The following is a 26,452-nucleotide window of genomic DNA, read 5'->3' as shown; positions in this document are numbered from 1 at the left end:
CTCGACTAATGCACCGAGGCGTGGCTGTCTTTTAGTAAAGCAAACGTGCGCGGATAGTGCCCGGAATAGCTTTCATCTGTTTCAGTGCGCCTTCCGCGACTTCTTCAGACGCGTCCACATCAATAACCACATACCCCATGTGCGGCGTTGTCTGTAGATACTGAGCGGCTATGTTGATGCCCTGTTCGGCAAAAATCTGGTTCAGTGCCGTCATCACACCCGGACGATTTTCATGAATATGCAGCAAACGACTGGAGGTTCCCCCATGCAATGGCAAAGAAACTTCCGGGAAGTTTACCGCAGACAGAGTTGAACCATTATCGGAATATTTAGCCAGTTTCCCGGCAACTTCCAGGCCAATATTTTCCTGTGCTTCCTGAGTGGAACCACCGATGTGCGGCGTCAGAAGCACATTATCAAACTCACACAACGGTGAACTGAAAGGTTCACTGTTGGTTGCGGGCTCCGTTGGGAACACATCAATTGCGGCACCGGCAAGATGCTTACGGGATAATGCATCGCACAAAGCAGGAATATCAACCACAGTACCGCGTGAGGCATTAATCAACAAAGCCCCTGGTTTCATCATCTCGATCTGAGATGCCCCCATCATATTTTTAGTGGAAGCATTTTCAGGCACATGGAGACTGACGACATCACTCATATTCAGCAAATCAGAGAGATGCTGTACCTGGATAGCGTTCCCCAACGGCAATTTGCTCTCGATATCATAGAAGAAAACATGCATCCCCAAAGATTCAGCCAGGATACCAAGCTGAGTACCAATATGACCATAGCCAATGATACCGAGCTTTTTACCACGAGCTTCATAAGAACCCACTGCCAGTTTATTCCAGATACCTCGGTGGGCTTTAGCATTGGCTTCAGGAATACCGCGCAGTAACAACAACAGCTCACCAATAACCAGTTCCGCAACGGAGCGGGTATTCGAGAAAGGCGCATTAAACACAGGTACACCACGTTTAGCCGCTGCATCCAGATCGACCTGGTTAGTACCAATACAGAAGCAACCGACAGCCACCAAACGTTCTGCAGCAGCAAGAATATCTGCGGTCAAATGAGTGCGGGAACGTAAACCAATGAAATGTGCATCACGAATCGCCTCTTTTAATGCCTCACTGTCCAGGGCGCCTTTATGATATTCAATGTTGGTATAGCCCGCTGCACGGAGATTATCGACGGCTTTCTGATGCACGCCTTCAACCAGCAGGAATTTAATCTTGTCTTTTTCCAGTGATACTTTTGCCATTTCCCGACCCTATGATTCTCAGATTTGTTGTGTACAACCAGATGTGTCCCTCCTGTCAAAATATCAAAATCTACGCTCGGGGCAATATAAACGATTGCGCTTTCCCTCAGGAAAAAGCGCAGAAAAATGACGTATCAGAATAATCTACTGAGTAACAGTGATTACCAGAGATGAATAACAGAACTGCAATATGAATGTGATATATGTCACCAAAATACCCCTAAAAATAATTTCCTTTATTTATTGTCCGGTATTGAAGACAGGTTTGGTACGCAATAATCCTGTTAAAACAAATTAAATAGCCACAAAGCAGATTAAAAACAACGAATTCTGGTTATTTTTAATATTAAAACCCAGTAATGATATGGAGTGCACCTGATAGTACAATCCGTACTCTTATGCATTTTCGTTGCACATGATGGTCTCACACAACCCACTCAGCTATAAATTCACATTATACTGGCATGAAATATACCCTTCGCTTATGGCTGACGGGCGTCAGATGACGCACGCCTCAAAACAGTGTTAGATTTATGCACTCGTCTATTGGAATGAGTTATTTAATGATGTCACTACTTGACCATTTAACAACAAAGTATCCGGACGCCCAGGCATGGGCAATGGGTGACAGCCCTGAAATGGCCAATCAACTTGCAGATTTAGTGGTAAAAGGGATTAAAACTGCATCCTGTGGCTCTCTTGCAGCCTTCCTTGCTGAAGCATCCTCCCCCAAAGTAGGAAGCCATAATATTATTCTTGATGGACAGGGGAACCCTGTGTGTGTCATCAGAATGGTTTCAATGCGTCTGTTGCGTTTCTACGAGGTCACTGAAGAATTTGCCAGAAAAGAAGGGGAAGGAGATCTGAGCCTTGAGTACTGGCGGCAAGAACATAAAGCCTTTTTCACCCGGGCTGGTTTTTACTCTGAGGATATGGAACTGGTAGCCGAAGAGTTTGAGGTCGTTGAAGCAGTACCATTCGATTGAATATGCGGCCCGCTCCCTGTAGCAATATTACTGAGTACAGGGAACGCAAAGCGTCCCCTGAAGAGTATGCTATTTCTTTAATGTAATCACACCATTTTCACTACCGATCAGCGCAATATCAGCACCACGACGCGCAAAAAGCCCCACAGTGACGATACCAGGAATGCCATTTATTTCATCTTCAAGTTTAATCGGTTCCATAATGCTCAAACCGTATACATCCAGAATCAGGTTACCGTTATCAGTCACTACCCCCTGCCGGTACTCAGGGCGCCCACCCAGTTTGACCAGTTTACGGGCAACAGCGCTACGAGCCATGGGGATCACTTCTACGGGCAGTGGAAATGTTCCAAGAATACCAACTTGCTTAGATGCATCCGCGATGCAAACAAACGTATCAGCCACTGAAGCGATGATTTTTTCACGTGTTAATGCCGCACCGCCGCCTTTAATCATCTGTAGTTGATCATTAATCTCGTCAGCCCCATCCACATACACACCCAGGGAATCAATCTGATTAAGGTCAAAAACAGGTATCCCCAAACTGATCAGTTTGGCGGTAGAGGCCTCAGAACTGGAGACGGCACCTTCAATTTTGCCTTTAATTGTCCCCAGGGCATCAATAAAATGTGCTGCGGTACTCCCGGTACCCACACCAACAATGGTACCTGGTTGTACATATTGCAATGCTGCCCACCCCACTGCTTTTTTCAGTTCATCCTGCGTCATAATGTTCTGCCTGTGCTATGAAGACTGGCGCATATTATAAATCATGTTGGCAAAAATGTGCTCAACCAGGTCGCAATATTGCGTGTTAATCCCCGAACATAGTCAAAAGATCGCCTGAATAATACAATTCATAGTAGGGGTCATCAAAAGAGAGCCGATCAGTAGAGAACTGTTGTGCAAGCAGCACGAAATAAACGAACACCAGCTCTAAGCAACCTGGAGTATGATAGTTACCAGAGGATTTAATCTGGATCGGTAATAAATATATGTCATAGTGCTACCATAGCGCAGATAAGAGTGAATAAATAATAATGAAACGCCCGGACTATAGAACATTACAGGCACTGGATGCCGTCATTCGTGAACGTGGATTTGAACGCGCGGCCCAAAAGCTGTGTATTACACAATCAGCGGTATCACAACGTATTAAACAACTGGAAAATATGTTCGGCCAACCACTCTTGGTTCGTACCGTTCCGCCTCGCCCCACTGAACAAGGGCAAAAATTACTGGCACTGCTGCGTCAAGTTGAACTACTGGAAGAAGAGTGGTTAGGTGACGAGCAGACGGGCTCAACTCCCCTGCTGCTTTCTCTTGCCGTTAACGCCGACAGTCTGGCGACCTGGTTGTTGCCCGCCCTGGCACCAGTACTGGTTGATTCCCCTGTCCGCCTGAATCTTCAGGTAGAGGATGAGACACGGACCCAGGAACGTTTACGTCGTGGTGAAGTGGTGGGTGCAGTCTCCATTCAGCCTCAGCCGCTACCCAGCTGTCTGGTAGACAGGCTAGGAGCCCTGGACTATTTGTTCGTCGGCTCCAAAGCCTTTGCCGAACGCTACTTCCCCAATGGGGTAACCCGCCAGGCATTACTGAAAGCTCCTGCCGTCGCGTTTGACCATCTTGATGATATGCACCAGGCATTTTTACAACAAAACTTCGATTTATCCCCCGGTAGTGTGCCATGCCATATTGTGAATTCATCAGAAGCCTTCGTGCAGCTGGCCCGTCAAGGGACGACCTGTTGTATGATCCCACACTTGCAAATTGAGCGTGAATTAAATAGCGGGGAGTTAATTGATTTAACACCCGGTTTGTTACAAAGACGGATGCTCTACTGGCACCGCTTTGCCCCAGAAAGCCGAATGATGCGCAATGTTACTGATGCATTACTGGAATATGCCCATAAGGTGTTAAGACAAGATACAGAATAACAATCTCCCCTGTATAAAGCGGGAGATTGTTGATTATCACTTACTGGGCGACAGAGGCTTGTGGTGGTTCAAGTTCAAATACCACATCCACTTGGTCATCAAATTGAATAGACTGCCTGTCGTAGGTATCTTCGGCAGAAACCGGTGCGGCGGAGTCAGCTTTCATCATACGAACCATAGGGGCTGGCTGATAGTTAGCAACATGGTAGCGTATGCTATACACCGGGCCTAGCTTACGGTGAAAACCTTCGGCTAACTGTTGAGCCTGATTAATAGCATCATTAATCGCGGCCTGGCGAGCTTTGTTCTTAAACGCGTCTGGTTGGGCAACGCCTAACGAGACGGAACGAATTTCGTTCAACCCCGCTTTCAGTGCACCATCAAGCAACGGGCTCATTTTATCAAGCTGGCGTAAGGTGACTTCCACCTGACGCACTGCACGATAGCCTTTCAGCTGGGTTTTCCCCTCTTTGAGGTACTCATACTCAGGCTGAGTGCTCAGATTGGCAGCGTTAATATCTTTCTTTTCTACCCCATTCTGCTGTAAGAACGTCATATACTGGGCTACACGTTCATCAACCTGTTTTTTAGCGTCAGCCGCATTTTTCGCTGAGACACTCACTTCAATAGCCAGTGTCGCCATATCAGGCACTGCACTGACACTGGCAGCCCCGGAAGTCACCACATGCGGGCCATTGGGTAATTCATTCGCCTGAGCTGAAACAGCCCCCAGCCCAATCAATGCAGATAATGCTAACATTTTAAACGTCACTGTATTTCCTCCGCAGTCGGTGTCAGAAGTGTTACTCTTGTTATCCTCATCAGCATAAGATCTTGCCGGTATTTGTCTATCAGACAAAAGCGAGTTATGTGATTAACTGCCTGAAAAGTGTCATTCCATCCAGAGCCAATTGTAGGGCAATAAACCACATTACGGCCCCGACGATCAGGTTAATTGCACGCTGCGCTTTTTCAGTCTGCAGAAGAGGAGCTAACCAGGCCGCCATCAGCGCCAGGCCATAGAACCAAATAATCGAAGCACTGGCAGTTCCGAGAGCGAACCAACGTTTTGGACCATCGTCCAACTGCCCTCCCAGGCTACCCAAGACCACCAAGGTATCAATATAGACATGGGGGTTAAGCCAGGTAACGGCCAGAACCAGTGCCAGCACCTTCCAGCGCCCTTGTTTCATTGTCTCGACAGTGGTCAATTCAATATTGCGACTCAATGCAGTACGCCATGCTCCAAAGCCATACCAAAGCAGAAACAGAACCCCACCCCAGGTCACCAGCATTAAGAGCCATGGAGACTGCATCAGCAATGCACTACCACCGAATATCCCCCCCCAAATCAGAACCAAATCACTGATAGCACATAGCGTCGCAATCATGATGTGATACTGGCGACGGATCCCCTGATTCAACACCAGGGCATTTTGTGGTCCCAGTGGCAGTATTAAGGCTGCGCCTAATGCAATACCTTGAAAATAATAAAATAGCACAACACACCTCTTCGGTTTCACCTCACTGAAACGGAGTGTAATGACTTTTTATTATTAGATTAAATGGATAATTTTAATGAAACATTAATAAAATTAATTTAAAGCGCAGGGAAGAGAAATGAATATTTAGCAGCGGCGTATTAATGATACCCAGCTGACAACCGCTACAGGGGAGGAGCACGTCCCCTCCCCTGTTTCTTAAATACTATGCCTGGTCTGTGCTTTTGATCTGGTTTACATGCACATCCATTTGTGGATATGGCAGGCTGATACCATTAGCATCCAGTTCTTTTTTAACACGCTCCAGCACGTCCCAGTAGACGGCCTGTAAGTCGCCACTGTTACTCCATGCCCGCATAATGTAATTCACCGAAGACGCCCCCAGCTCATGTACACGAACAATGATGTCACGATCCTGAAGAATGCGCTCTTCCGACTTCAAAATATTAGTAAGAATCTGTTTTACCTGATCGATATCGGCATCGTAAGAAACACCAATAATAAATTCATTACGTCGCGCCGGCTCACGAGAGTAGTTGATAATATTGCCACTAATAATCTTACCGTTTGGCACCACAACAATTTTGCCATCCGATGTACGCAACGTAGTGGAAAAAATTTGTACACTCAGCACAGTTCCCGCAACACCACCTAAGTCAACATATTCTGCAGAACGTAGCGGGCGGAAGGTCACCAAAAGGACACCTGCGGCCAGGTTTGAGAGTGAGCCTTGTAATGCCAGTCCCACAGCCAAGCCTGCGGCGCCTAATACCGCAATAACTGAAGCGGTCTGTACCCCAACACGCCCCAGGGCTGCTATCAGGGTAAAAGCGATAATGCCATAACGAACCAAAGCCGAAAGGAAGTCAGCCACGGTGGCATCAATATGTCTGGCTTTCATCAAACGATTAATCGTTCCAGATACAATACGCGACACCACGATACCAACTATCAGAATAACAAGGGCAGCCACAATATTGACCACATAACTTAACAGTAGCTCCTGGTTGTCAACCAACCAGCCACCCGCGCTACCAATCTTATCTACTACATGAAGTTGTTCCATTAAAAATTCCTTGTCTGATAGGTTATACATAACGGTTACGCCCAAAAGCGACCACGCGTCATCCGTACAGGGTAAACAAGAATAAACCAATATGCCAAAGAGGTTTGCTGTCAGGTACGAAAAGAGTCTGAATAGGGAGATAACGGACGATTGTCCCGGACAAAATATTCTGGCTTGCAATAAGCAAACAGACTGGAATAAGGAAGGGGATGAATAACGGGCAGATATGCCACGCTATACCTCAATAGCATCAAGCCCGCATTCGCGGGCTTGATGTGGATAACAAACGTAAATTACAGAACGTCTACCGCATTCAGTTCTTTAAACGCTTGCTCAAGACGTACGATCATAGATGTCTGGGCTGCACGCAGCCATACACGTGGATCGTAGTACTTTTTGTTCGGCTGATCGGCGCCTTTCGGGTTACCCAACTGAGCCTGGAGGTAATCTTCGTTAGTTTTGTAATACTGCAGGATACCGTCCCATGTTGCCCACTGGGTATCGGTATCAATGTTCATTTTGATAACACCGTAGCTTACGGAGTCTTTGATTTCCTGGGCAGAGGAACCTGAGCCACCGTGGAATACGAAGTTCAGGCTGTTGTGTGGCAGGTTATGTTTCTTAGAAACATAGTCCTGAGAATCACGCAGGATAGTTGGAGTCAATACCACGTTACCAGGTTTGTAGACGCCGTGTACGTTACCGAAGGAAGCCGCAATGGTAAAACGCGGGCTGATTTCAATCAGTTTAGAGTATGCATAATCAACATCTTCCGGTTGGGTGTACAGAGCAGAAGCATCCATATGGCTGTTATCCACACCGTCTTCTTCACCACCAGTACAGCCCAGCTCGATTTCCAGGGTCATACCCATTTTTGCCATACGAGCCAAATATTTAGAGCTGATTGCAATGTTCTCTTCCAGTGACTCTTCAGACAGGTCAATCATATGGGAAGAAAACAAAGGTTTACCGGTAGCAGCAAAGTGTTTTTCACCCGCATCCAGCAGGCCATCGATCCACGGCAGCAGTTTCTTCGCACAGTGGTCAGTATGCAGAATTACAGGTACACCGTAATGCTCAGCCATCTGATGAACATGATGTGCGCCAGAAATTGCACCCAGGATAGCAGCGCCCTGAGGAACGTCAGTTTTTACGCCTTTACCGGCGATAAATGCTGCACCACCATTAGAGAACTGAATAATAACTGGAGCTTTAACTTTTGCAGCCGTTTCTAACACAGCATTGATGGAGTCAGTACCGACGCAGTTTACCGCAGGCAGTGCAAAGTTGTTTTCTTTTGCAATCTGGAAAACTTTCTGTACGTCATCACCAGTCAGTACACCTGGTTTTACGAAATCAAAAATTTTAGACATATGGATGCGTCCTGTAAGTCTGTGAAAAATTGAGCTTATCCCACGTATTATTCCGGGGAAATAAAACCAACGGGCAGATATCTCTGCCCGCTACCATTACTGCTTCGCGCGTTCTTCAAGCATCGCAACGGCTGGCAACACTTTGCCTTCGACGAACTCGAGGAATGCACCACCACCGGTAGAGATATAGGAAATTTTATCAGTAATACCAAATAGATCGATTGCCGCCAAAGTATCACCACCACCCGCGATAGAGAATGCGTCACTCTCCGCGATAGCATTCGCCACGATCTCTGTTCCTTTACGGAAGTTAGGGAATTCAAATACACCCACTGGGCCATTCCACAGAATAGTTTTGGCATTTTTCAGGATCTCAGCCAATTTATTCGCAGAAACATCGCCCATATCCAGGATCTGTTCGTCATCTTTGATATCGCTGGCTGATTTCATTGTTGCTGTTGCTGTCTCAGAAAACTCAGTAGCAACACGAACATCAGTCGGTACTGGAATATCACAAACCGTCAGCAGACGTTTGGCTTCATCCACCAAATCAGCTTCGTACAGGGACTTACCAACATTATGCCCCTGAGCTGCAATAAAGGTATTCGCGATACCACCACCGACGATCAACTGGTCAGCAATATGAGAGAGCGAGTCCAGTACGGTCAGTTTAGTAGAAACTTTGGAACCACCAACGATAGCCACCATCGGACGAGCAGGATCTTTCAGTGCTTTACCCAGCGCTTCCAGTTCACCTGCCAGCAGTGGGCCTGCACAGGCCACTGGCGCGAATTTACCAACACCATGAGTAGAAGCCTGAGCACGGTGAGCGGTACCAAAAGCATCCATCACAAATACATCGCAAAGCGCCGCATATTTCTTGGAAAGGGTTTCGTCGTCTTTCTTTTCGCCTTTATTGAAGCGAACGTTCTCAAGAACCACCAATTCACCTTCTGCAACCTCAACCCCATCGAGGTAATCTTTAACCAGTCGTACAGGGGACGAAAGTTTTTCTTTCAGGTAATTAACAACCGGCAGCAGAGAGAATTCTTCGTTGTACTCACCTTCAGTTGGGCGGCCCAAATGAGAGGTGACCATGACTTTTGCTCCTTGTTTCAGAGCTTGTTCAATCGTCGGAAGAGAGGCACGGATACGTGCATCACTGGTGACTTTGCCGTCTTTAACAGGCACGTTCAGATCAGCACGAATAAAGACACGTTTTCCCGCAAGATCCAGATCGGACATCTTAATTACAGACATGGTGAAACCTCTCATTGATTCTTAAAATTTTATAGACGCTATTTGCGTCTCACCTGAAATACATTGAGCCATTGCTAACGTCGTATCAAGCATTCGATTAGCAAAGCCCCATTCATTATCACACCAGACAAGCGTTTTGATCAGATGCTGGCCACTGACCCGAGTTTGAGTACCATCAACGATTGCGCTATGCGGATCGTGATTAAAATCAATTGAGACCAGTGGTAATTCCGTATAATCAACTATACCACGAAATGATTCTCTTGCTGCCTTTTGAAGCAATGCATTGACTTCATTAGCTTTTACTGCATTTTTTACTGTTACGCTCAAGTCAATCGCCGTCACATTAATGGTCGGTACTCGTACTGCTATCGCCTCAAAACAATCAGCAAACTTTGGCAAAATACGTGCAATGCCGGATGCAAGACGCGTATCAACCGGGATAATGGACTGACTGGCAGCACGTGTACGACGCAGATCCGGATGATAGGCATCAATAACCTGCTGATCGTGCATAGCCGAATGAATAGTGGTTACTGTTCCTGACTCAATGCCATAAGCATCATCCAGTAATTTTATTATGGGAATAATACAGTTAGTCGTACAGGATGCATTAGAAACAATATTATGATGCGCTTCTAGCAACTGGTGGTTAACACCAAATACCACTGTCGCATCAATATCCGCTCCACCTGGGTGTGAAAAGAGCACTTTTTTAGCCCCTGCCGCCAAGTGTGCATCACCATCAGCACGTGAGCCGTAAACACCAGTACAGTCGAGGACTATATCGATATCAAGCTCGCGCCAGGGAAGTGCTTCAAGGGTAGGTTCATGCAGCAAGCGGATCGTATCATTGCCGATAAAAAGAAGTTCGCGTTCCTGGCGTACATCCAGGGCAAAACGACCATGGCTGGTATCATACTTGAGTAAATGAGCCATACCTGCAGAATCGGCTAACTCATTAATGGCAACAACGCTGATTTCCGCCCGGCGACCAGACTCATACAGCGCCCGAACAATGTTGCGCCCGATACGGCCAAATCCATTAATAGCGATGCGTACAGTCATATCTCTCCTGCCAGTATCCTGGGAATTACGTGGTTGACAGAGTAATCCAGCCACCACCTGAGGGGAATCCTCTCTCCCATGAAACAGCAATTATTCGCTTTATCGTCTGATGAAACCAGAACTGAAACGGTTCAGCTATATTAAGTGATCCGATGAATAAATGGAACGTTACTTCCCCCATTAGCACACCAAGTTCTGACGAACATCACATTTTTGATGGGAATAAATGCAACAAAAAATGATTCCGATGGAATAAAAACCAAAGCATTAGCAAAACCGGGCAAAGCAAAAAGGGTCGCCCTGGCGACCCTTAATCACAATAATATCACTTATTGTGCTTACAGAATGGCTTTCGCCTTGGCTACCACGTTTTCTACTGTGAAGCCAAACTCTTCAAACAATTGCTCGGCAGGTGCTGACTCACCGAATGTGGTCATACCGACAATGGCGCCATTCAGGCCTACATACTTAAACCAGTAGTCAGCAATGCTCGCTTCAATTGCTACACGGGCAGAAACCGCTTTAGGCAGTACAGTCTCACGGTAAGCGGCGTCTTGTTTATCAAACGCATCCGTTGACGGCATAGAGACAACACGAGCCTTAACCCCCTCAGCAGTCAGTTTTTCCCACGCTGCCACAGCCAGTTCAACTTCAGAACCGGTCGCGATCAAAATCAGGTCTGGCTGACCGTCACTGTCTTTCAGAATGTAGGCACCGCGCGCGATGTCAGCCAATTGCTGTGGGCTGCGCTCTTGTTGTGCCAGATTTTGACGCGAAAGAATTAACGCGGTTGGACCATCATTACGCTCAACAGCGTATTTCCATGCTACTGCTGATTCCACCTGGTCACAGGGACGCCATGTGCTCACGTTCGGTGTCACACGCAGGGCAGCAAGCTGCTCTACTGGCTGGTGAGTCGGGCCATCTTCCCCCAGGCCGATAGAATCATGGGTATACACCAGAACCTGACGCTGCTTCATCAGTGCAGCCATACGCACGGCGTTACGCGCATATTCAACAAACATCAGGAAGGTTGAGGTATAAGGCAGGAAACCACCGTGCAAGCCAATACCGTTCGCTATAGCAGTCATACCGAACTCACGAACACCGTAATGGATATAGTTACCCGCTTCGTCTTCATTAATCGGTTTAGAACCAGACCACAGGGTCAGGTTAGAAGGTGCCAGGTCAGCAGATCCACCAAGGAATTCTGGCAACCATGGACCAAAGGCTTCAATTGAATTCTGGGAAGCTTTGCGGCTAGCAATTTTCGCCGGATTGGCTTGCAGTTTGGCAATCAGTTCACTGGCTTTCGCATCGAAATCTGCCGGTAAGTCACCTTTCACACGGCGAGAGAACTCTGCAGCTTCCTGAGGGAATGCTTTTGCATAGGCGGCAAATTTCTCATTCCAGGCGGCTTCTTTCTGTGCGCCCGCAGCTTTGGCATCCCACTGGGCATAAATGTCCTGAGGAATAACAAACGGTGCATATTTCCAGCCCAGAGCTTCGCGTGTTAATGCAATCTCAGCATCCCCCAGCGGAGCGCCGTGAGAGTCGTGAGTCCCTTGCTTGTTCGGGGAACCAAAACCAATGATGGTTTTGCACATCAACAGTGACGGTTTGTCAGTAACCGCACGCGCTTCTTCCACTGCACGTTTAATGGCGTCAGCATCATGACCGTCAATGCCGCGAACCACATGCCAGCCATACGCTTCAAAACGCTTCGCGGTATCGTCAGTAAACCAGCCTTCAACATGCCCATCAATAGAGATGCCGTTGTCATCATAGAATGCGACCAGTTTGCCCAGTTTCAGGGTACCCGCCAGGGAGCACACTTCATGGGAGATGCCTTCCATCATGCAACCATCACCAAGAAAAGCGTAGGTGAAGTGATCAACAATATCATGGCCCGGACGGTTAAACTGGGCTGCGAGGGTGCGTTCTGCAATCGCCATGCCTACCGCATTGGCAATCCCCTGACCCAGTGGCCCAGTCGTCGTTTCAACACCGGCGGTGTAACCTACTTCCGGGTGGCCTGGAGTTTTAGAATGCAGCTGACGGAAGTTTTCCAGCTCTTTGATTGGCAGATCATAGCCGGTGAGGTGCAGCAGGCTATAAATCAGCATTGATCCATGGCCGTTAGAAAGCACAAAACGGTCCCGATCAGCCCATGATGGATTCTGAGGGTTATGGTTTAAAAAATCACGCCACAGGACTTCAGCAATATCGGCCATCCCCATTGGTGCACCAGGGTGCCCGGATTTCGCCTTTTGTACTGCGTCCATGCTGAGCGCACGAATTGCATTTGCAAGCTCTTTACGAGAGGACATTTTAACTCCAGATCGGATAGTGGAAGTTGACGCCATGGCTAATATAGATTAGCTAAATAACCTCCCGACAATGTACACCAGGGGGAGTTACATGTACATGTAGTGTCAGCGTAACGCCTGATAAATCTGACGAAAACGCTTGCATCTTATGCAGTCTACTGCGTATACCGTCTTGCTTATTTAAGAATAAACAACCTGGTCACGGGCGATTAAGCTCAATATTATTCCACGATTACCACGGTCAAAAGGATATGAACATGAAGTTACACCCCATTATCATCACTCTGGGCGTAACCCTCTTTTTGAGCGGCTGTCAAAACATGAACTCTGATGGCCTGTTAACTTCCAGTGTTGGTGCACTGCAAGCCTATACACTCAGCGATGCTCAGGTAAAACAACTCAGTGACGAAGCCTGTAAGCAACAAGACAGTAAAGCAACGCTGGCTCCGGCAAACAGTGTCTATACCCAGCGCTTAAATAAAATATCCAAAGCGTTAGGGGATAATATTAACGGGATGCCAGTCAACTATAAGGTCTATATCACTAAGGATGTCAACGCGTTTGCCATGGCTAATGGCTGCATTCGTGTCTATAGCGGTCTGATGGAGATCATGAATGATAATGAAGTGGAAGGCGTACTCGGCCATGAAATGGGACACGTCGCACTGGGGCATGTAAAAAAAGGAATGCAGGTTGCGATGGGAACGAATGCAGTACGTGTCGCTGCGGCCTCTGTTGGCGGCGTTATTGGTGATTTATCCCAGTCTCAAGTCGGGGATTTAGGTGAAAAACTGGTCAATGCCCAGTTCTCCCAGCGCCAGGAATCCGAAGCCGATGATTACTCTTATGATCTGTTACGTAAACGTAATATCAGTCCGAATGGGCTGGCAACCAGCTTTGAAAAGCTGGCCAAGCTGGATGGGGGGCATTCCAGCTCTATGCTGGATGATCATCCAGCATCCAGCGGACGTGCTGAACATATTCGTGAACGCATGGCGGCGGACGGCCTGAAATAAATCCCATTGACAGAGTGAAGCATATCAAGGGGCGTTTCAGGTTATCTGAATACCCCTTGATACCTCGCTGATTAAAGAAGGCAGGAAAAGAAGATGGAGAGGCTCGACTGTGATCGGATGTTCATTGCCGTAATGGAAACTGGCAGTTTTACTGCCGCCGCACAGCGGTTGTCCACCAGCCATGGACAAGCATCTAAATTGATTACCAGACTGGAGCACGAGCTGTCAGTCAGCCTTTTCAGCCGCAGTACCCGCTCGTTAAAAGCGACCGAGGTAGGGCTGGCTTACTATGAACGAATTCGCCCACTACTGGCAGAATATGACGCACTGAATGATGACGTACTCAATGCTTCTAAGACCCCCGCAGGTTTATTAAAGGTCTCAGCCCCAGTCACTTTTGGAACGACCCAACTGACCAGACATTTGATTACTTTTGCCCGTCGCTATCCTGATATTGAACTGGACGTAAGTTTTGCTGACCGTTTAGTTAATGTGGTCAATGAAGGTTTCGACCTGACACTGCGTATTGGTCACCTTACGGATAGCAACCTGATAGCCCGTAAGCTTTGTGATATTCGTATCGTCCTGGTTGCGTCAAAAACCTATTTACAGCAACACGGGACCCCATCCCACTGGAACCAGCTTTCAGAACATCACTGTATTGTTGACACAAACTTTCGCGATCCACTCGCCTGGCCATTTATCGACAAGGATCGACGGCAGTATCTGCATCCTATTCAGGGACGAATGAAGTTTTCCAATGCAGAGGTTTGCCTGCGTGCAGCGGCAGAAGGGTTAGGTATTGCACGGGTGCCAACGTTTGTTGCAGGGGAAGCCCTGCAGAATGGCGCAGTAATTCCGGTACTTTCCCAGTATGAGGCCCCCCCCTTGGGCCTGTATGCCATCTATCCGCCGGCGAAATACCTGGCAAAAACGCTCCAGGGCATTTATTGACTTCCTGGCAGAATCCTTTTCCGGTCGCCCCGGATGGGAAGATAATTGGCAATAATTTCCATTTTGGAAATAAACATGCTCTTTCTGATGGGATAATAACTTAAGCAGAAAGAGCGTATCTTCCTCTTATCAACCTATGAGAGGAAAATATTATGTTAGATCAACGCACAGCACCTTATGCCGCCTTCATCATGCGCCTGGCTTTAGGCATTTTGTTTCTGGCACATTTCGGCCTGAAGTTTTTTGTCTTCACCCCTGCGGGCACCGCACAGTTTTTTGCTTCTCTGGGGCTGCCCGGCGGTCTTGCCTACCTGACCATGGCGATTGAGTTTGTTGGTGGTATTGCCTTAATCCTCGGGATCTATGCCCGTGTGGTCGCCATCATACTGATCCCAGTACTGTTAGGTGCCATTGCCACAGTACATGGCCCTGCTGGATTCTTCTTTACCAATACCAACGGTGGATGGGAGTTCCCGGCATTCTGGATTGTGGGTCTGATTGTGTTTGCCCTCATCGGTGATGGTAAATATGCATTAAAACCTACGTCATTCAAACGTTAAGGAGAGCAACATGCTGGTTAACGGGAAATGGACGGCTGAATGGCATCCGGTACAGTCTACCGACGAAAAAGGTGGTTTTGTTCGTCAAACATCAAGTTTTCGTCACTGGGTGACACCTGATGGCCGTGCTGGCCTGACGGGAGATGCGGGCTTTATCGCCGAACCCGACAGATACCATCTCTATGTGGCACTGATCTGCCCATGGGCCTCCCGAACACTGATTGCCCGCAAGCTGAAGGGACTGGAAGAGGTGGTCAGTGTGTCCGTGGTGGAACCTTGGCTGCTGGATGAAGGCTGGCATTTTGGTGATTATCCCGGTGCTAACCGGGATACGCTGAACCATGCCGAATGGGTACATCAGCTCTATACCCAGGCCGACGGCACTTTTACCGGGCGGGCAACCGTCCCCGTATTATGGGACAAAAAAACGCATACCATCGTTAACAATGAGTCTGCGGATATTGTACGCATGTTTAACAGTGGCTTTGGTCATCTCGCCCAGTCGGATATTGACCTCTGCCCACCCGACCTCCTGCAAGAGATTGAGCGCTTAAACGCTGAAATATATCCCTCACTGAATAATGGTGTGTACCGGGCGGGTTTTGCGACCACGCAAATCAGTTACGCTGAAGCCGTAAGAGAAGTCTTCGGCATGCTGGATAAGCTAGAGTCTCGCCTTGCTGACGGGCGCGATTTCTTACTGGGTGATGTCTTTACCGAGGCAGATATTCGGCTGTTCGTGACACTAATCCGCTTTGATGCGGCTTATTATGGCCTGTTCAAATGTAATCTGCGCCAGCTGAGAGAATATGCCTGTCTTGACAGCTATACGCGCCGTATTTTGGCTATACCGGGCATCAGGGATACCGTCAATATTGACCACATCAAACAGGGATACTATTCAATCCGGGCTTTGAACCCGACCGGGATCGTACCTGAAGGGCCAGATATGCGTGCCTACGCACTGGAGGGAAAATCATGAGCAAAAATTTGATCGTCATGTTACATGGTGTGGGCAGTCGAGGCAGCGATCTACTGCCCGTCGTAGAATACTGGCAACAAGCCATACCCCAGACACAGGTCGCCTCACCAGATGGCCCGCTAGTTTTCGATATGGGGTCTGGTTTTCAGTGGTTTAGCATTAATGGTATTACTGAAGCGAGCCGCCCCGCACGTATTGCCGCCGCACGGGATACCTTTGATGCCAAATTAGCAGAGGTATTCAGGGAGCAAGAAATTAACCCGGGACAGGATCGCGTAGTTCTGGCTGGTTTTTCCCAGGGGGCAATAATGGCTTTGGACGCATTAGTACGGGGAAACTATCCCCTGGCGGGTGTGGTTGCCTTCTCCGGGCGACTCGCATCCCCCCTGCCACTGAGACCAGCTGCTCAATCCGCTGCATTACTGATTCATGGTAAAGCGGATCCAGTGATCCCCTGGCAAGAGAGTCAAAAAGCGGCGGAAGCATTAAGCGCTGCTGGCGTTCAGGCGGAACTCAGCGTGGAAGATAACGTGCAACACACGATAACTCTGGCGGGGATCAAAACAGCCAGTGCTTTTATTACACAACGATTTGCCCGTTGAGCTAAGGAAGCAGAAGGAGCATACGCGTTTCCCTTCCCAGAACATCAACACACTCAATTTAAGAGCTTACCCTGAAAGGGTAAGCTCTTAAGCTTATTCGCCTTTCCTGGCCGCCTGAATATACAGCAATTCCAGTGCCAGAGTCGCTGCAGCCAGTGCAGTGATTTCTGACTGATCGTATGCTGGGGCAACTTCTACAACGTCCATGCCCACAATATTAAGATCTTTCAGGCCGCGTACCAGTTTCAGTGCCCGATCAGAGGTCAACCCACCGATCACTGGCGTTCCTGTACCCGGTGCAAAGGCAGGATCAAGACAGTCGATATCGAAGGTCAGATAAACCGGCATATCACCGACAACCTGCTTGATTTGTGCCAACAGGTCGTCAACAGTACGATCATTGACCTGTGGGGCATCCAGTACGGTAAAACCATTGTCCTTGTCAAATTCAGTACGAATACCGATCTGCACTGAATGGTTAGGATCGATCAATCCCTCTTTCGGTGCAGTGTAGAACATCGTACCGTGATCAAATTCGCATCCATTAGCATAAGTGTCAGTATGGGCATCGAAATGCACCAGCGCCAGTTTGCCAAAATGCTTCGCATGAGCACGCAATAGTGGCAGAGTCACAAAGTGGTCACCACCAAAAGAAAGCATGCGTTTACCGCTGGCCAGGACACGTTCCGCATGGGCCTGCAAGTTCTCACTCATTTCCCGCGCATCACCAAATGCGTAGACCAAATCGCCACAGTCAACCACCTTCAGGCGATCGCGCATGTCAAAGTTCCAGGGAAAGCGATTACCTTCCCAGGCCAGATTGGTGGAAACCTGACGAATTGCCGCTGGCCCATGACGCCCGCCCGCACGGCCGGAGGTCGCCATATCAAATGGCACCCCCGTAATAACCCAGTCCGCATCACTGTCATAGGGTTGGAAATTTAGCGGAAAGCGTAAAAAACCAAAGGCATTGGATACCAGAGAATTATCGTATTGATGGCCTAAGGTGCTCATTGTCTGACCTCTCGTTTGATTGCCAGGATAATAAAAAAAAACCCTTCCGCGTCGTTAAACCCGACGAGAAAGGGATTTATGCCCGTCATTATCCAAGTCACATGTGTGCTGGCGGTGTTAGCTAACCCGTATCACTTACCTGAGTAAGCCACCCGGGGTGCATCCACTTACCCTCTTCCTGCAACGTGAACAACTCAGGGACTGCAGTAACTGTTTGAGTAAATTATCGTCGCTACCGGTGTCAGATTCAAGCCAGCATCAAGCCCCTGTGTTGAATCTTTCATCGCGTGAATAACTTACTCATCTTCCAAATAGGTATATCCGTACAAGCCAGCTTCAAACTCTTCCAGGAACTGCTGTTGCAATTCACTATCCAGATCCGTCTGTTTCACCTGGTCACGGAAATGCTTCAGCAACGTGTTCGCATCCAGCTGGACATACTGCAGCATATCAGCAACAGTATCCCCCTCATCAGACAGTTCCACATTCACAGCACCATCAGCTGTCACAAAGACATCAACGGCTTCGGTATCACCAAACAGGTTATGCATATTGCCAAGAATTTCCTGGTATGCGCCCACCATAAAGAAACCTAATAAGGGCGGATTCTCCGGGTCGTACTCAGGCATTGGCATCGTGGTCGCAATACCATCCCCATCAATATAGTGATCAATAGCCCCGTCTGAGTCACACGTGATATCCAGCAGTACTGCACGACGTTTAGGCGTCAGGTTCAATCCTTCCAGTGGCATTACCGGGAACAGTTGATCAATGCCCCATGCGTCTGGCATTGACTGGAACAAAGAAAAGTTGACGTAAATTTTATCCGCCATTCGTTCTTGTAGCTCGTCAATAATCGGGCGGTGTGCGCGATTACTGGGATCTAACAGACGCTGAATTTCATGGCACATCCCCAGATAGAGCTGTTCTGCCCAGGCTCGCTCTTGTAGCGAATAGCTTCCTGAAGCGTAGCCCGTGTGGATATCATGTAAATCCATCTGACTGTCATGCAGCCATTCCCGGAGTGAGCGACGGTTGTTTGGCTCGTGCATCTCCCCCCAAGTTTCCCACATGCTTTGTAAAGCTCGCGGGGCATCCTCCGCTGGCGCCGTCGGCATGGTGTACTCATTGCGCTCAACACCAATAATATTAGAGACCAGTACTGTATGATGCGCAGTAACAGCACGCCCGGATTCAGTGATGACTGTTGGGTGTGGGAGATTGAACTCTTCACAGGCATCACCAATCGCCCAAATAATGTTATTGGCGTACTCATTCAGACCATAATTTACTGAGCAATCAGACTGGGAGCGCGTTCCTTCATAATCAACCCCTAAGCCTCCGCCCACATCAAAGCACTGAATATTGACGCCCAGTTTATGCAGTTCTACATAGAAGCGAGCGGATTCACGCACCCCAGTCGCGATATCACGAATATTCGCCATCTGTGAACCAAGGTGAAAATGCAGCAACTGCAAACTGTCAATATGTCCCGCTTCCCGTAACATCTCAACGAGCTGCAAAACCTGCACTGCCGCCAGACCAAATTTGGACTTTTCACCACCAGATGCCTGCCATTTGCCAGACCCCTGGGAAGCCAGACGCGCACGAACCCCAAGACGTGGGATCACATTCAAGCGTTCAGCCTCTTCCAGAACAATGCTAATTTCCGACATTTTCTCGATGACAAGATAGACTTTATGGCCCATCTTCTCGCCAATCAGTGCCAGACGAATGTATTCGCGATCTTTATACCCATTACAGACAATGACCGAACGCGTCATCCCCGCATGGGCCAGTACCGCCATCAGTTCAGCCTTTGATCCTGCTTCCAGGCCTAAAGGTTCACCTGAGTTAATCAGCGATTCAATAACACGTTTATGCTGGTTAACCTTAATGGGGTACACCAGAAAATAGTCGCCGTTATAACCATAAGACTCACGGGCGCGCTTAAAGGCCGCATTAATTGAGCGTAAACGGTGCTGTAAGATCTGTGGAAAACAGAATAATGCTGGCAAGCGCTGCCCTTGAGCTTCACGTGCTTTTACCAGCTCGGCCAGATCAACACGCGCTTGCGGAACATCGGGATCCGGGCATACGGTGATATGACCCAGCTCGTTGACGTCATAGTAATTATTACCCCACCAGGCAATATTGTATGTACGCAGCATTCTGCTGGCATCCTCAGAACTCATAGCAACCTCCTGCATGGAGCGGTGTTGATCTTGCTCGCCTACTGACGAACCCGAAACAGAAGTGATTTTGTCAGTCATGGCGAACCTCAAGTTGTTTCAAATTTACGACATCATTGACTACTGTCGCAGAGTGATTTTCCAATAACAACCCATTACCAAAGCAATTGGGTAGCAGAAAAGTCTGACAGTCAGGCTGTACAATCGGCTTCTTCTTCATTTAATTGTAAAACACATAAACGAAATCTGTATGACAGATTGGGAAAACCACGAGAAAACTCTTGTCAAACAAGAGCGCCCTTGTTCAGTCAACACGACGGCTCAGAAGCCGGCCTGTGAATTCTGAGAAGCACCGAGATAGGTATCACATCGGCTGGATGTAAAACTCGAGAGGCACGTTGCGAGGGGTAAATTGATACCAGAACGGTATGCCTGTGGTAACAAATAACAACGGTTCATTAATCAACTCACCTCCACGCATACATTGATGGGTATGCAACAAGCTAACACGTTGAGCACTGTATAAAACAAGCTCTGGAAAAATGCGCAATCCGGCTGGAAGTTGGCAGCACAAACATCGTGTGCTTTAGTGAAGCCGAGTGGGCCGCTTTATACCGATAACCAAGGAAAAATGCAAAATAAAAATGCGTACGCCGCAAATGATTCGGTCCCCTCAGTTCCCTGCCGTTATGATACGCCCCGAATGAGATAAGGCAGTGCCACATCAGTAGTGAAACCTCATCTTCCCATGGCACTGGAAAACACATTCCTGACAACGCATTTGCCCCAAAAAATTGATAGACTGATACTCTGTCCACAAAAGATTCATAATGAAAGTACATTATGAAACCCTGGAAAGTTAATCTCATCTCTGTCTGGTTTGGCTGTTTTTTCATCGGGCTGGCCATCAGTCAGATATTACCATTTCTGCCCCTCTATATTTCACAGCTAGGGGTCACCTCCCATGAGGCTCTTTCCATGTGGTCAGGGCTGACATTCAGCGTGACCTTTCTGGTTTCAGCCATCGTATCTCCAATGTGGGGCAGTCTGGCTGACCGTAAGGGGCGCAAATTAATGTTGCTCCGTGCCTCCCTGGGTATGTCGATAGCCATTTTACTTCAGGCCTTTGCCACCAATGTATGGCAGCTTTTTTTGCTGCGGGCCATCATGGGGCTAACCTCAGGATACATCCCGAATGCGATGGCCCTGATTGCCACCCAAGTCCCCAGGGATCAGAGTGGCTGGGCACTGAGCACCCTTTCGACGGCACAGATAAGCGGGGTGATTGTCGGCCCGTTACTGGGGGGATTTTTGGCAGATATGGTTGGGCTGCGCGCTGTTTTTTTCGTAACAGCTGCCCTGCTAGCCATCAGCTTTGTAGTAACCCTCTTACTGATTAAAGAAGGGCCACGCCCACAGGTCAACAAAGCCGAACGCCTGAGTGCCAAAGCTATATTTGACTCTTTACCCCACCCGGGGCTGGTGATAAGCCTGTTTTTCACCACACTGGTCATCCAGCTGTGCAACGGCTCCATCGGGCCAATACTTGCTCTATTTATCAAATCGATGACACCTGACAGCAACAATATCGCTTTCCTGGCCGGGGTTATCTCCGCTGTACCCGGTATTTCTGCCCTGATTTCCGCCCCCCGTTTAGGCCGCCTGGGAGACCGGATAGGTACCGCACGTATTCTGATAGCCACCTTGTGTTGCGCCATCGTGCTGTTTTTCGCCATGTCGTTTGTCACAACGCCACTGCAGCTTGGTATTCTCCGTTTTTTGCTCGGTTTTGCAGACGGTGCCATGCTCCCGGCAGTACAGATACTGCTAATGAAACAGTGCAGTGATCGCATTACGGGACGCATTTTCGGATACAACCAGTCCTTTATGTATTTGGGCAATGTCATAGGGCCATTGATGGGAGCCTCTATCTCGGCCGTCGCCGGATTCCGTTGGGTATTTATCACCACAGCAGCGGTGGTTGTCATCATGCTCTGGCAGCTACTCGTCATGATGCGCCGCAGTCGCCGTCAGGTTTGACAATACGCGGGATACGCTCCCACTGAGTGTATTCCGTCCCTTCTCGTCATCATGATGACAGCAATACCGGGAAACAATATCATCAGCCAGGGACTCATGTGTTATGCCCGGAACTATGGCCTGTCGCCCCGCTGTTCCTTGCAGTAGTACTGTTATTCCCTCCCTGAATACCTTGATTCCCGCTCTGTTATGGGTTCATGTTACATCCCCGCCGGGCAGTAAGCCGGGGATTGTTCTACCGGCACTTTTGTATATACTGGCGGACGCGACTCTCATTGGCAGTAACCTTTTTCTTTACGGTTAGAAAAATATGTTGCCCTATTCCCATTCTGTTTCAACCCGTGAAGCGGGGACACAATTTCGGGCTGGCGTGATTGCCTGCCTGCCGACGGTAACCGGCTACTGGAGCATCGGTTTTGCTGCAGGTGCTATGGGGACACTCTCAGGTTTCTCCCTGTTACATACTGCATTGCTGGCAGCTTTTCTTTATGCCGGCTCCGCCCAGTTCCTGTTTTATTCATTATGGGCAGCCGGGGCGGATATTGTCTCTGTGGTCGTGAGTGTAGTACTGGTTAACTTACGTTATCTGTTGATGAGTTCAGCCTTAAGCCTCGGTTTCAAAGAACATACATTTGGCCAGAAAATCATAAGCGGTTTGTTACTGACCGATGAGACTTTCGGCGTCGCCGCGCAGCATAGTGCCCGTCATGGCACCATTCCTTTTTACTGGATGGCCGGGCTCAATCTGACCGCCTGGATCAACTGGATTATCGCGTGCCTCGCGGGTGCATGGCTGGCTTCAACAATCCCGGCATCAGTGATGGACGGACTCAGTTTCAGCCTGGTATCGATGTTTATCGGTTTGGTATTAATGACCTGGTTTGCCAGCCAGCAGAAGGGGCTGGAAACACTGACTATCATCGTGGCTATTATTCTCACACTCTGCTCTGCTGATTATCTCTCCATCAGTCTGTTGGTGGTTTTTGCCGCCGCAATATCTGCCACCCTCGCGACTCTGGTTCTGCGTCTGACGGCCCGGCAAAGGAAGCCAGATGATGTCTGATATTATCCTTGCCATTATCCTGTGCGCCGTTCTTACCGCCCTGATGCGTACGCTGCCGGTGATTCTGCTGTCCCGTTTTCGACTGGCGATCACCGTCCGCCAGTGGTTGGGTTTTATTCCCGCGGCTATCATGTCTGCCCTTATTGCGGCAGAATTAATCACCAAACCCGCCCTGACATCGGGGGGGATCAGCCTGTCACTGATTGCTGCCCTGATAGCCACACTTGCCGGGGCATTGTCCCGCAGCCTGTTTATCACAGTTATCAGTGGAATGGTCAGTTACTCCTTGCTGCGTTATCTGTTCGGGGTGGTCTGACACGCTGGCAAGCAGCGACCACCCACAAGTCCCCTGGACACTGGTATATCGATCAAAAATATTCCTCCCCCCCGACAGGCAAACGATTGCTTTTATATTTGTTGTCCTTAAAATAGCCTGACAATGTGTGATGAGGCTCACGATGACCATGTCCTTCCCTACTTCTTCCCCGGCGGCACCTTTTGCTGTGCTGGCCACGGCATTCACCGCCAGTGACCCAGAAACTCTCCATCTACTTGAAAAATATCTGATTTGCGTTGATCAAAACGGAATTATTTCAGCGGTTATCCCACCAGCGGATCCCCGTTATGCTGAACAGAAAAGTGCATACCAGCAAAACAATGCACTTATCGAGCTTGGTGATGATCAGTATCTGATGCCCGGAATGATTGACGTCCATGTACATGCCCCCCAATGGCCGCAAATGGGAAAGGCGCTTGATCTGCCTTTATACGCCTGGTTACAGGACAATACCTTTCCCCTGGAAGCACGGTTCAGTGATACCGACTTTGCACGTCGGGTCTATGCCCCAATGGTGGATGCCCTGCTGGCCAATGGAACCACCACCGCCATGTATTTTGCCTCTGCGCACAATGCAGCAAGCCTCGCCCTGGCTGAAATTTGTGCCACCAAAGGGCAACGGGCCCTGGTCGGTCGCATTGCTATGGATAACCCGGAGCAATGCCCTCCTTTCTACCGCGATAGCAGTGCACATCAGGCTGTCGACGATACCGCGCAGTTTATTCGCGATGTACAGACCCTTGTTACCCCGCAATCGAACCTGGTGTTACCGGTCATCACCCCGCGCTTTATCCCAAGCTGTACCGATGATTTGCTCACCGGTTTGGGTGAATTAGCAGGCCAGACAGGCTGTCATGTACAGACACACTGCTCTGAAAGTGACTGGGCACACGAGTATGTTAAAAATCGCTTTGGGATCCATGATGCTCAGGCCCTGCACAAATTTGGTTTACTGACCCGGCAAACCATCATGGCTCACTGTAATTTCCTGAGTGATGACGACATGGACACGTTGCGGGCAACAGGAGCGGGTATAGCCCATTGCCCACTCTCTAACTTTTACTTTGCAAACAGTGTGTTCCCTCTGCGACATGGGCTGCAACAGCCCTTACACATCGGCCTGGCAACGGATATCGCTGGCGGGCACAGCCCCTCGATGTTCGACAGCTGTCGTCATCTTCTGACCGCCGCCTGCGCGCTGAATGATGGCGTCAACCCGCAACTTTCCGCGAAAGAACGCGGCCGGCCCGGTGCTAAAGCTGACTTTATTCATGCTTTTTGGCTGGCTACCGGCGGAGGTGGGGAAGCCCTTAACCTGCCAATCGGTCAGCTGGCACCCGGCTTTGCCTTCGATGCTTTATTGATCGACTGCCAGTCTCCTGACTCCAACGTCATTATCTGGCCCGAGTTTGATGATCATCGTGATGTTCTGCAAAAAATTATTTATAACGCCACTCGCTGTAACGTTTCCCGTGTCTGGGTTCAGGGGCGCGTGGTTACCGAACGCTGATTTAACCTTTTGCTAATCAGGATATAAACCGTGGAAAAACAGGTTTTTGAAGGTAATCTGGTTGTCAAGCCAGACGAAAAACTCCCCATCAGCAAAGCATTCTTACTGGGTTTGCAACATATACTTGCGATGGATGTTTATGTCGTCCCGTTTATTATCGCTTCAATTTTGTCCCTTTCTGTCGCTGATTCTGCCTCACTTATTCAGTCAACATTTATCGCCGCTGGTATTGCCACCCTGATACAGACCCGGTTCTGTATGCGTTTACCTATTGCCCAGGGCCCTTCCTATATTCCGATTGGGGCCGTCGTTGCCATCGCCTTTTCCGCAGGCGGTGGAATGGCCGGATTATCTACCCTCTACGGAGCCATGCTACCCGGCGCTCTGCTACTTATTGTGCTCGGAGCCTTCGGCCTGTTTCATAAAATCATCCGCTTTCTGGTACCACCGCTCGTTGGCGGAACAATCATCCTGGTGGTGGGAATCGCCCTGCTGCCTGTGGCACTGAAAGCCAATGTGTTTACCGTCTACGGTAGCGGATCAATCAATAACAATATCTTACTGGCCACCGTCTCAGCCGGGTTACTGGTATTGTGCATGATGCTGGGAATAAAGCGCGGCGGGCGTGGGATTTGGTTACGTCTGTGCTCTGTGCTGATTGCGCTGGTGGGAGGATGTCTTGTGGCTGCTGCCCTCGGCCAGTTCCACCTGGGTGTCGTTGGCGATGCAGGCTGGCTGATGCTGCCACGAATTGCTCTGGTGGATTATCCTCTGACCTTCTCCTGGCAGGCCGCCGTGACATTCATCGTTATTTACCTTGTGCTGATGGCGGAAACGACGGGGACCTGGTTCGCTGTCGGTGCCGTTATTGACCATTCAGTAACGGATCCACAGCTTGACCGTGGAACCGTTGGTGAAGGGCTGGGATGTGCAGCGAGCGCCCTGATCGGTAGCACAATGGTTACCGGGTATTCCTCCAATGCAGGGGTTATTGCCATCACCGGGATCGCCAGCCGTTCTGCCTTTATGGCTGCCGGAGTACTGTTAATCATTTTCGGGTTATTCGGGAAGCTGTCCGCTGTGATTGCCTCTATTCCGGCTGCCGTCATCGGTGGCGTATTTGCAGTGTTGTGTGCCACTATCGCCATGAATGGCATCCGCGTGATCCGTTTTGTGAAATTTGATGAACGCAATATGCTGATTGTCGGTTTACCGATTATCTTCGCTTTTTTTGCCAACCTCGCGCCCGAAGATTATGTCCGTACCCTGCCTGAGCTGGTGCAGTACTTCCTGGGCTCCTCCGTGGCGGTAGGGGCTATTGCGGCAATTATCCTCAACCAGTTAATTCCCGTCTCTACAGCCGGGGAACCAGACGTAGTCTGAGACT

Annotated in this window: 23 protein-coding genes; 12 read left to right on the top strand and 11 right to left on the bottom strand. The window is 49.0% G+C overall.

The features are described 5' to 3' along the window. Positions 1-31: 31 nt before the first annotated feature. Positions 32-1,270, bottom strand: a complete 1,239-nt coding sequence (serA, locus tag JK154_RS13295; protein ID WP_211993023.1) for a phosphoglycerate dehydrogenase — start codon at positions 1,268-1,270, stop codon at positions 32-34. A 566-nt stretch (positions 1,271-1,836) separates the two neighbouring features. On the opposite strand from serA, the gene JK154_RS13290 reads away from it, so the two are divergent. Beyond that, a complete protein-coding gene (locus JK154_RS13290) occupies positions 1,837-2,256 on the top strand; it encodes an ASCH domain-containing protein (protein ID WP_211993051.1) in 420 nt (139 codons plus the stop codon). A 69-nt stretch (positions 2,257-2,325) separates the two neighbouring features. On the opposite strand, the gene rpiA is transcribed toward JK154_RS13290, so the two are convergent. After that, positions 2,326-2,985, bottom strand: coding sequence for a ribose-5-phosphate isomerase RpiA (rpiA, locus tag JK154_RS13285; RefSeq protein WP_211993022.1), 660 nt, complete (start codon positions 2,983-2,985; stop codon positions 2,326-2,328). 311 nt (positions 2,986-3,296) lie between these two features. On the opposite strand from rpiA, the gene argP reads away from it, so the two are divergent. Then, positions 3,297-4,196, top strand: coding sequence for a DNA-binding transcriptional regulator ArgP (gene argP / locus JK154_RS13280; RefSeq protein ID WP_211993021.1), 900 nt, complete (start codon positions 3,297-3,299; stop codon positions 4,194-4,196). Positions 4,197-4,236: 40 nt separating this feature from the next. Here the strand turns inward: argP and JK154_RS13275 are convergent, their stop codons facing one another. The 7 genes from JK154_RS13275 to tkt all read right to left on the bottom strand — a co-directional run bounded on the left by JK154_RS13275 (position 4,237) and on the right by tkt (position 12,795). After that, positions 4,237-4,968 (bottom strand): oxidative stress defense protein, encoded by a 732-nt coding sequence (locus tag JK154_RS13275; protein ID WP_211993020.1) that lies wholly within the window; start codon positions 4,966-4,968, stop codon positions 4,237-4,239. A gap of 94 nt (positions 4,969-5,062) precedes the next feature. Then, positions 5,063-5,698 carry an arginine exporter ArgO gene (gene argO / locus JK154_RS13270; protein WP_211993019.1) on the bottom strand — a complete coding sequence of 212 codons (636 nt, stop codon included), beginning with the start codon at positions 5,696-5,698 and terminating at the stop codon, positions 5,063-5,065. A gap of 205 nt (positions 5,699-5,903) precedes the next feature. Further along, a complete protein-coding gene (gene mscS, locus JK154_RS13265) occupies positions 5,904-6,764 on the bottom strand; it encodes a small-conductance mechanosensitive channel MscS (RefSeq protein ID WP_211993018.1) in 861 nt (286 codons plus the stop codon). Positions 6,765-7,057: 293 nt separating this feature from the next. Further along, a complete protein-coding gene (gene fbaA, locus JK154_RS13260) occupies positions 7,058-8,137 on the bottom strand; it encodes a class II fructose-bisphosphate aldolase (protein WP_211993017.1) in 1,080 nt (359 codons plus the stop codon). Between the two features lie 96 nt (positions 8,138-8,233). Further along, a complete protein-coding gene (pgk, locus tag JK154_RS13255; RefSeq protein WP_211993016.1) occupies positions 8,234-9,397 on the bottom strand; it encodes a phosphoglycerate kinase in 1,164 nt (387 codons plus the stop codon). Positions 9,398-9,418: 21 nt separating this feature from the next. Next, positions 9,419-10,465: an erythrose-4-phosphate dehydrogenase gene (epd, locus tag JK154_RS13250; RefSeq protein WP_211993015.1), complete on the bottom strand. Its 1,047-nt coding sequence runs from the start codon at positions 10,463-10,465 to the stop codon at positions 9,419-9,421. A 338-nt stretch (positions 10,466-10,803) separates the two neighbouring features. Then, complete coding sequence (gene tkt, locus JK154_RS13245) at positions 10,804-12,795, bottom strand: transketolase (protein ID WP_211993014.1); 1,992 nt, start codon at positions 12,793-12,795, stop codon at positions 10,804-10,806. A 257-nt stretch (positions 12,796-13,052) separates the two neighbouring features. On the opposite strand from tkt, the gene JK154_RS13240 reads away from it, so the two are divergent. From JK154_RS13240 to JK154_RS13220, 5 genes are all read left to right on the top strand, one after another. Continuing rightward, entirely contained in the window at positions 13,053-13,811 is a 759-nt protein-coding gene (locus JK154_RS13240) for a M48 family metallopeptidase (RefSeq protein ID WP_211993013.1), read from the top strand. A 93-nt stretch (positions 13,812-13,904) separates the two neighbouring features. Beyond that, complete coding sequence (locus tag JK154_RS13235) at positions 13,905-14,765, top strand: LysR family transcriptional regulator (protein WP_349291109.1); 861 nt, start codon at positions 13,905-13,907, stop codon at positions 14,763-14,765. Positions 14,766-14,917: 152 nt separating this feature from the next. Next, on the top strand, positions 14,918-15,325 hold the full coding sequence (locus JK154_RS13230; protein ID WP_211993012.1) for a DoxX family protein: 408 nt from the start codon (positions 14,918-14,920) through the stop codon (positions 15,323-15,325). Positions 15,326-15,335: 10 nt separating this feature from the next. After that, complete coding sequence (locus JK154_RS13225) at positions 15,336-16,307, top strand: glutathione S-transferase C-terminal domain-containing protein (protein ID WP_211993011.1); 972 nt, start codon at positions 15,336-15,338, stop codon at positions 16,305-16,307. Continuing rightward, entirely contained in the window at positions 16,304-16,909 is a 606-nt protein-coding gene (locus JK154_RS13220; protein WP_211993010.1) for a dienelactone hydrolase family protein, read from the top strand. Before JK154_RS13225 ends, JK154_RS13220 begins: the two co-directional genes overlap by 4 nt. A 93-nt stretch (positions 16,910-17,002) precedes the next feature. Here the strand turns inward: JK154_RS13220 and speB are convergent, their stop codons facing one another. Then, the gene (speB, locus tag JK154_RS13215) at positions 17,003-17,923 is read right to left on the bottom strand and encodes an agmatinase (protein ID WP_211993009.1); all 921 of its coding nucleotides are present in this window, start codon (positions 17,921-17,923) and stop codon (positions 17,003-17,005) included. 296 nt (positions 17,924-18,219) lie between these two features. Next, the gene (speA, locus tag JK154_RS13210) at positions 18,220-20,196 is read right to left on the bottom strand and encodes a biosynthetic arginine decarboxylase (protein WP_211993008.1); all 1,977 of its coding nucleotides are present in this window, start codon (positions 20,194-20,196) and stop codon (positions 18,220-18,222) included. Positions 20,197-20,958: 762 nt separating this feature from the next. On the opposite strand from speA, the gene JK154_RS13200 reads away from it, so the two are divergent. The 5 genes from JK154_RS13200 (at position 20,959) to JK154_RS13180 (ending at position 26,448) form a co-directional block, all read left to right on the top strand. Continuing rightward, positions 20,959-22,155, top strand: a complete 1,197-nt coding sequence (locus JK154_RS13200) for a multidrug efflux MFS transporter (RefSeq protein ID WP_211993006.1) — start codon at positions 20,959-20,961, stop codon at positions 22,153-22,155. A gap of 310 nt (positions 22,156-22,465) precedes the next feature. Further along, entirely contained in the window at positions 22,466-23,218 is a 753-nt protein-coding gene (locus JK154_RS13195; RefSeq protein WP_211993005.1) for an AzlC family ABC transporter permease, read from the top strand. Beyond that, a complete protein-coding gene (locus JK154_RS13190; protein ID WP_211993004.1) occupies positions 23,208-23,534 on the top strand; it encodes an AzlD domain-containing protein in 327 nt (108 codons plus the stop codon). Before JK154_RS13195 ends, JK154_RS13190 begins: the two co-directional genes overlap by 11 nt. Positions 23,535-23,682: 148 nt before the next feature. Beyond that, on the top strand, positions 23,683-25,065 hold the full coding sequence (gene guaD / locus JK154_RS13185) for a guanine deaminase (RefSeq protein WP_211993003.1): 1,383 nt from the start codon (positions 23,683-23,685) through the stop codon (positions 25,063-25,065). A 30-nt stretch (positions 25,066-25,095) separates the two neighbouring features. Next, positions 25,096-26,448 carry a solute carrier family 23 protein gene (locus JK154_RS13180; RefSeq protein ID WP_211993002.1) on the top strand — a complete coding sequence of 451 codons (1,353 nt, stop codon included), beginning with the start codon at positions 25,096-25,098 and terminating at the stop codon, positions 26,446-26,448. Positions 26,449-26,452: the final 4 nt, after the last annotated feature.

This window comes from Citrobacter sp. JGM124, assembly GCF_018257795.1.
Taxonomy (GTDB): Bacteria; Pseudomonadota; Gammaproteobacteria; order Enterobacterales; family Enterobacteriaceae; genus JGM124.
The sequence above is the reverse complement of the archived record's forward strand: the minus strand, read 5'-3'. Positions and strand labels throughout refer to the sequence as shown.

What these genes read in the sequence shown, in the direction of transcription:
- pgk (WP_211993016.1), bottom strand. Translation starts at nt 9,397, where the DNA reads ATGTCTGTAATTAAGATGTCCGATCTGGATCTTGCGGGAAAACGTGTC.
- speA (WP_211993008.1), bottom strand. Translation starts at nt 20,196, where the DNA reads ATGACTGACAAAATCACTTCTGTTTCGGGTTCGTCAGTAGGCGAGCAA.
- mscS (WP_211993018.1), bottom strand. Translation starts at nt 6,764, where the DNA reads ATGGAACAACTTCATGTAGTAGATAAGATTGGTAGCGCGGGTGGCTGG.
- JK154_RS13235 (WP_349291109.1), top strand. Translation starts at nt 13,905, where the DNA reads ATGGAGAGGCTCGACTGTGATCGGATGTTCATTGCCGTAATGGAAACT.
- JK154_RS13190 (WP_211993004.1), top strand. Translation starts at nt 23,208, where the DNA reads ATGATGTCTGATATTATCCTTGCCATTATCCTGTGCGCCGTTCTTACC.
- JK154_RS13230 (WP_211993012.1), top strand. Translation starts at nt 14,918, where the DNA reads ATGTTAGATCAACGCACAGCACCTTATGCCGCCTTCATCATGCGCCTG.
- guaD (WP_211993003.1), top strand. Translation starts at nt 23,683, where the DNA reads ATGTCCTTCCCTACTTCTTCCCCGGCGGCACCTTTTGCTGTGCTGGCC.
- JK154_RS13240 (WP_211993013.1), top strand. Translation starts at nt 13,053, where the DNA reads ATGAAGTTACACCCCATTATCATCACTCTGGGCGTAACCCTCTTTTTG.
- speB (WP_211993009.1), bottom strand. Translation starts at nt 17,923, where the DNA reads ATGAGCACCTTAGGCCATCAATACGATAATTCTCTGGTATCCAATGCC.
- JK154_RS13290 (WP_211993051.1), top strand. Translation starts at nt 1,837, where the DNA reads ATGTCACTACTTGACCATTTAACAACAAAGTATCCGGACGCCCAGGCA.
- serA (WP_211993023.1), bottom strand. Translation starts at nt 1,270, where the DNA reads ATGGCAAAAGTATCACTGGAAAAAGACAAGATTAAATTCCTGCTGGTT.
- fbaA (WP_211993017.1), bottom strand. Translation starts at nt 8,137, where the DNA reads ATGTCTAAAATTTTTGATTTCGTAAAACCAGGTGTACTGACTGGTGAT.
- argP (WP_211993021.1), top strand. Translation starts at nt 3,297, where the DNA reads ATGAAACGCCCGGACTATAGAACATTACAGGCACTGGATGCCGTCATT.
- JK154_RS13220 (WP_211993010.1), top strand. Translation starts at nt 16,304, where the DNA reads ATGAGCAAAAATTTGATCGTCATGTTACATGGTGTGGGCAGTCGAGGC.
- epd (WP_211993015.1), bottom strand. Translation starts at nt 10,465, where the DNA reads ATGACTGTACGCATCGCTATTAATGGATTTGGCCGTATCGGGCGCAAC.
- rpiA (WP_211993022.1), bottom strand. Translation starts at nt 2,985, where the DNA reads ATGACGCAGGATGAACTGAAAAAAGCAGTGGGGTGGGCAGCATTGCAA.
- JK154_RS13225 (WP_211993011.1), top strand. Translation starts at nt 15,336, where the DNA reads ATGCTGGTTAACGGGAAATGGACGGCTGAATGGCATCCGGTACAGTCT.
- tkt (WP_211993014.1), bottom strand. Translation starts at nt 12,795, where the DNA reads ATGTCCTCTCGTAAAGAGCTTGCAAATGCAATTCGTGCGCTCAGCATG.
- JK154_RS13200 (WP_211993006.1), top strand. Translation starts at nt 20,959, where the DNA reads ATGAAACCCTGGAAAGTTAATCTCATCTCTGTCTGGTTTGGCTGTTTT.
- JK154_RS13195 (WP_211993005.1), top strand. Translation starts at nt 22,466, where the DNA reads ATGTTGCCCTATTCCCATTCTGTTTCAACCCGTGAAGCGGGGACACAA.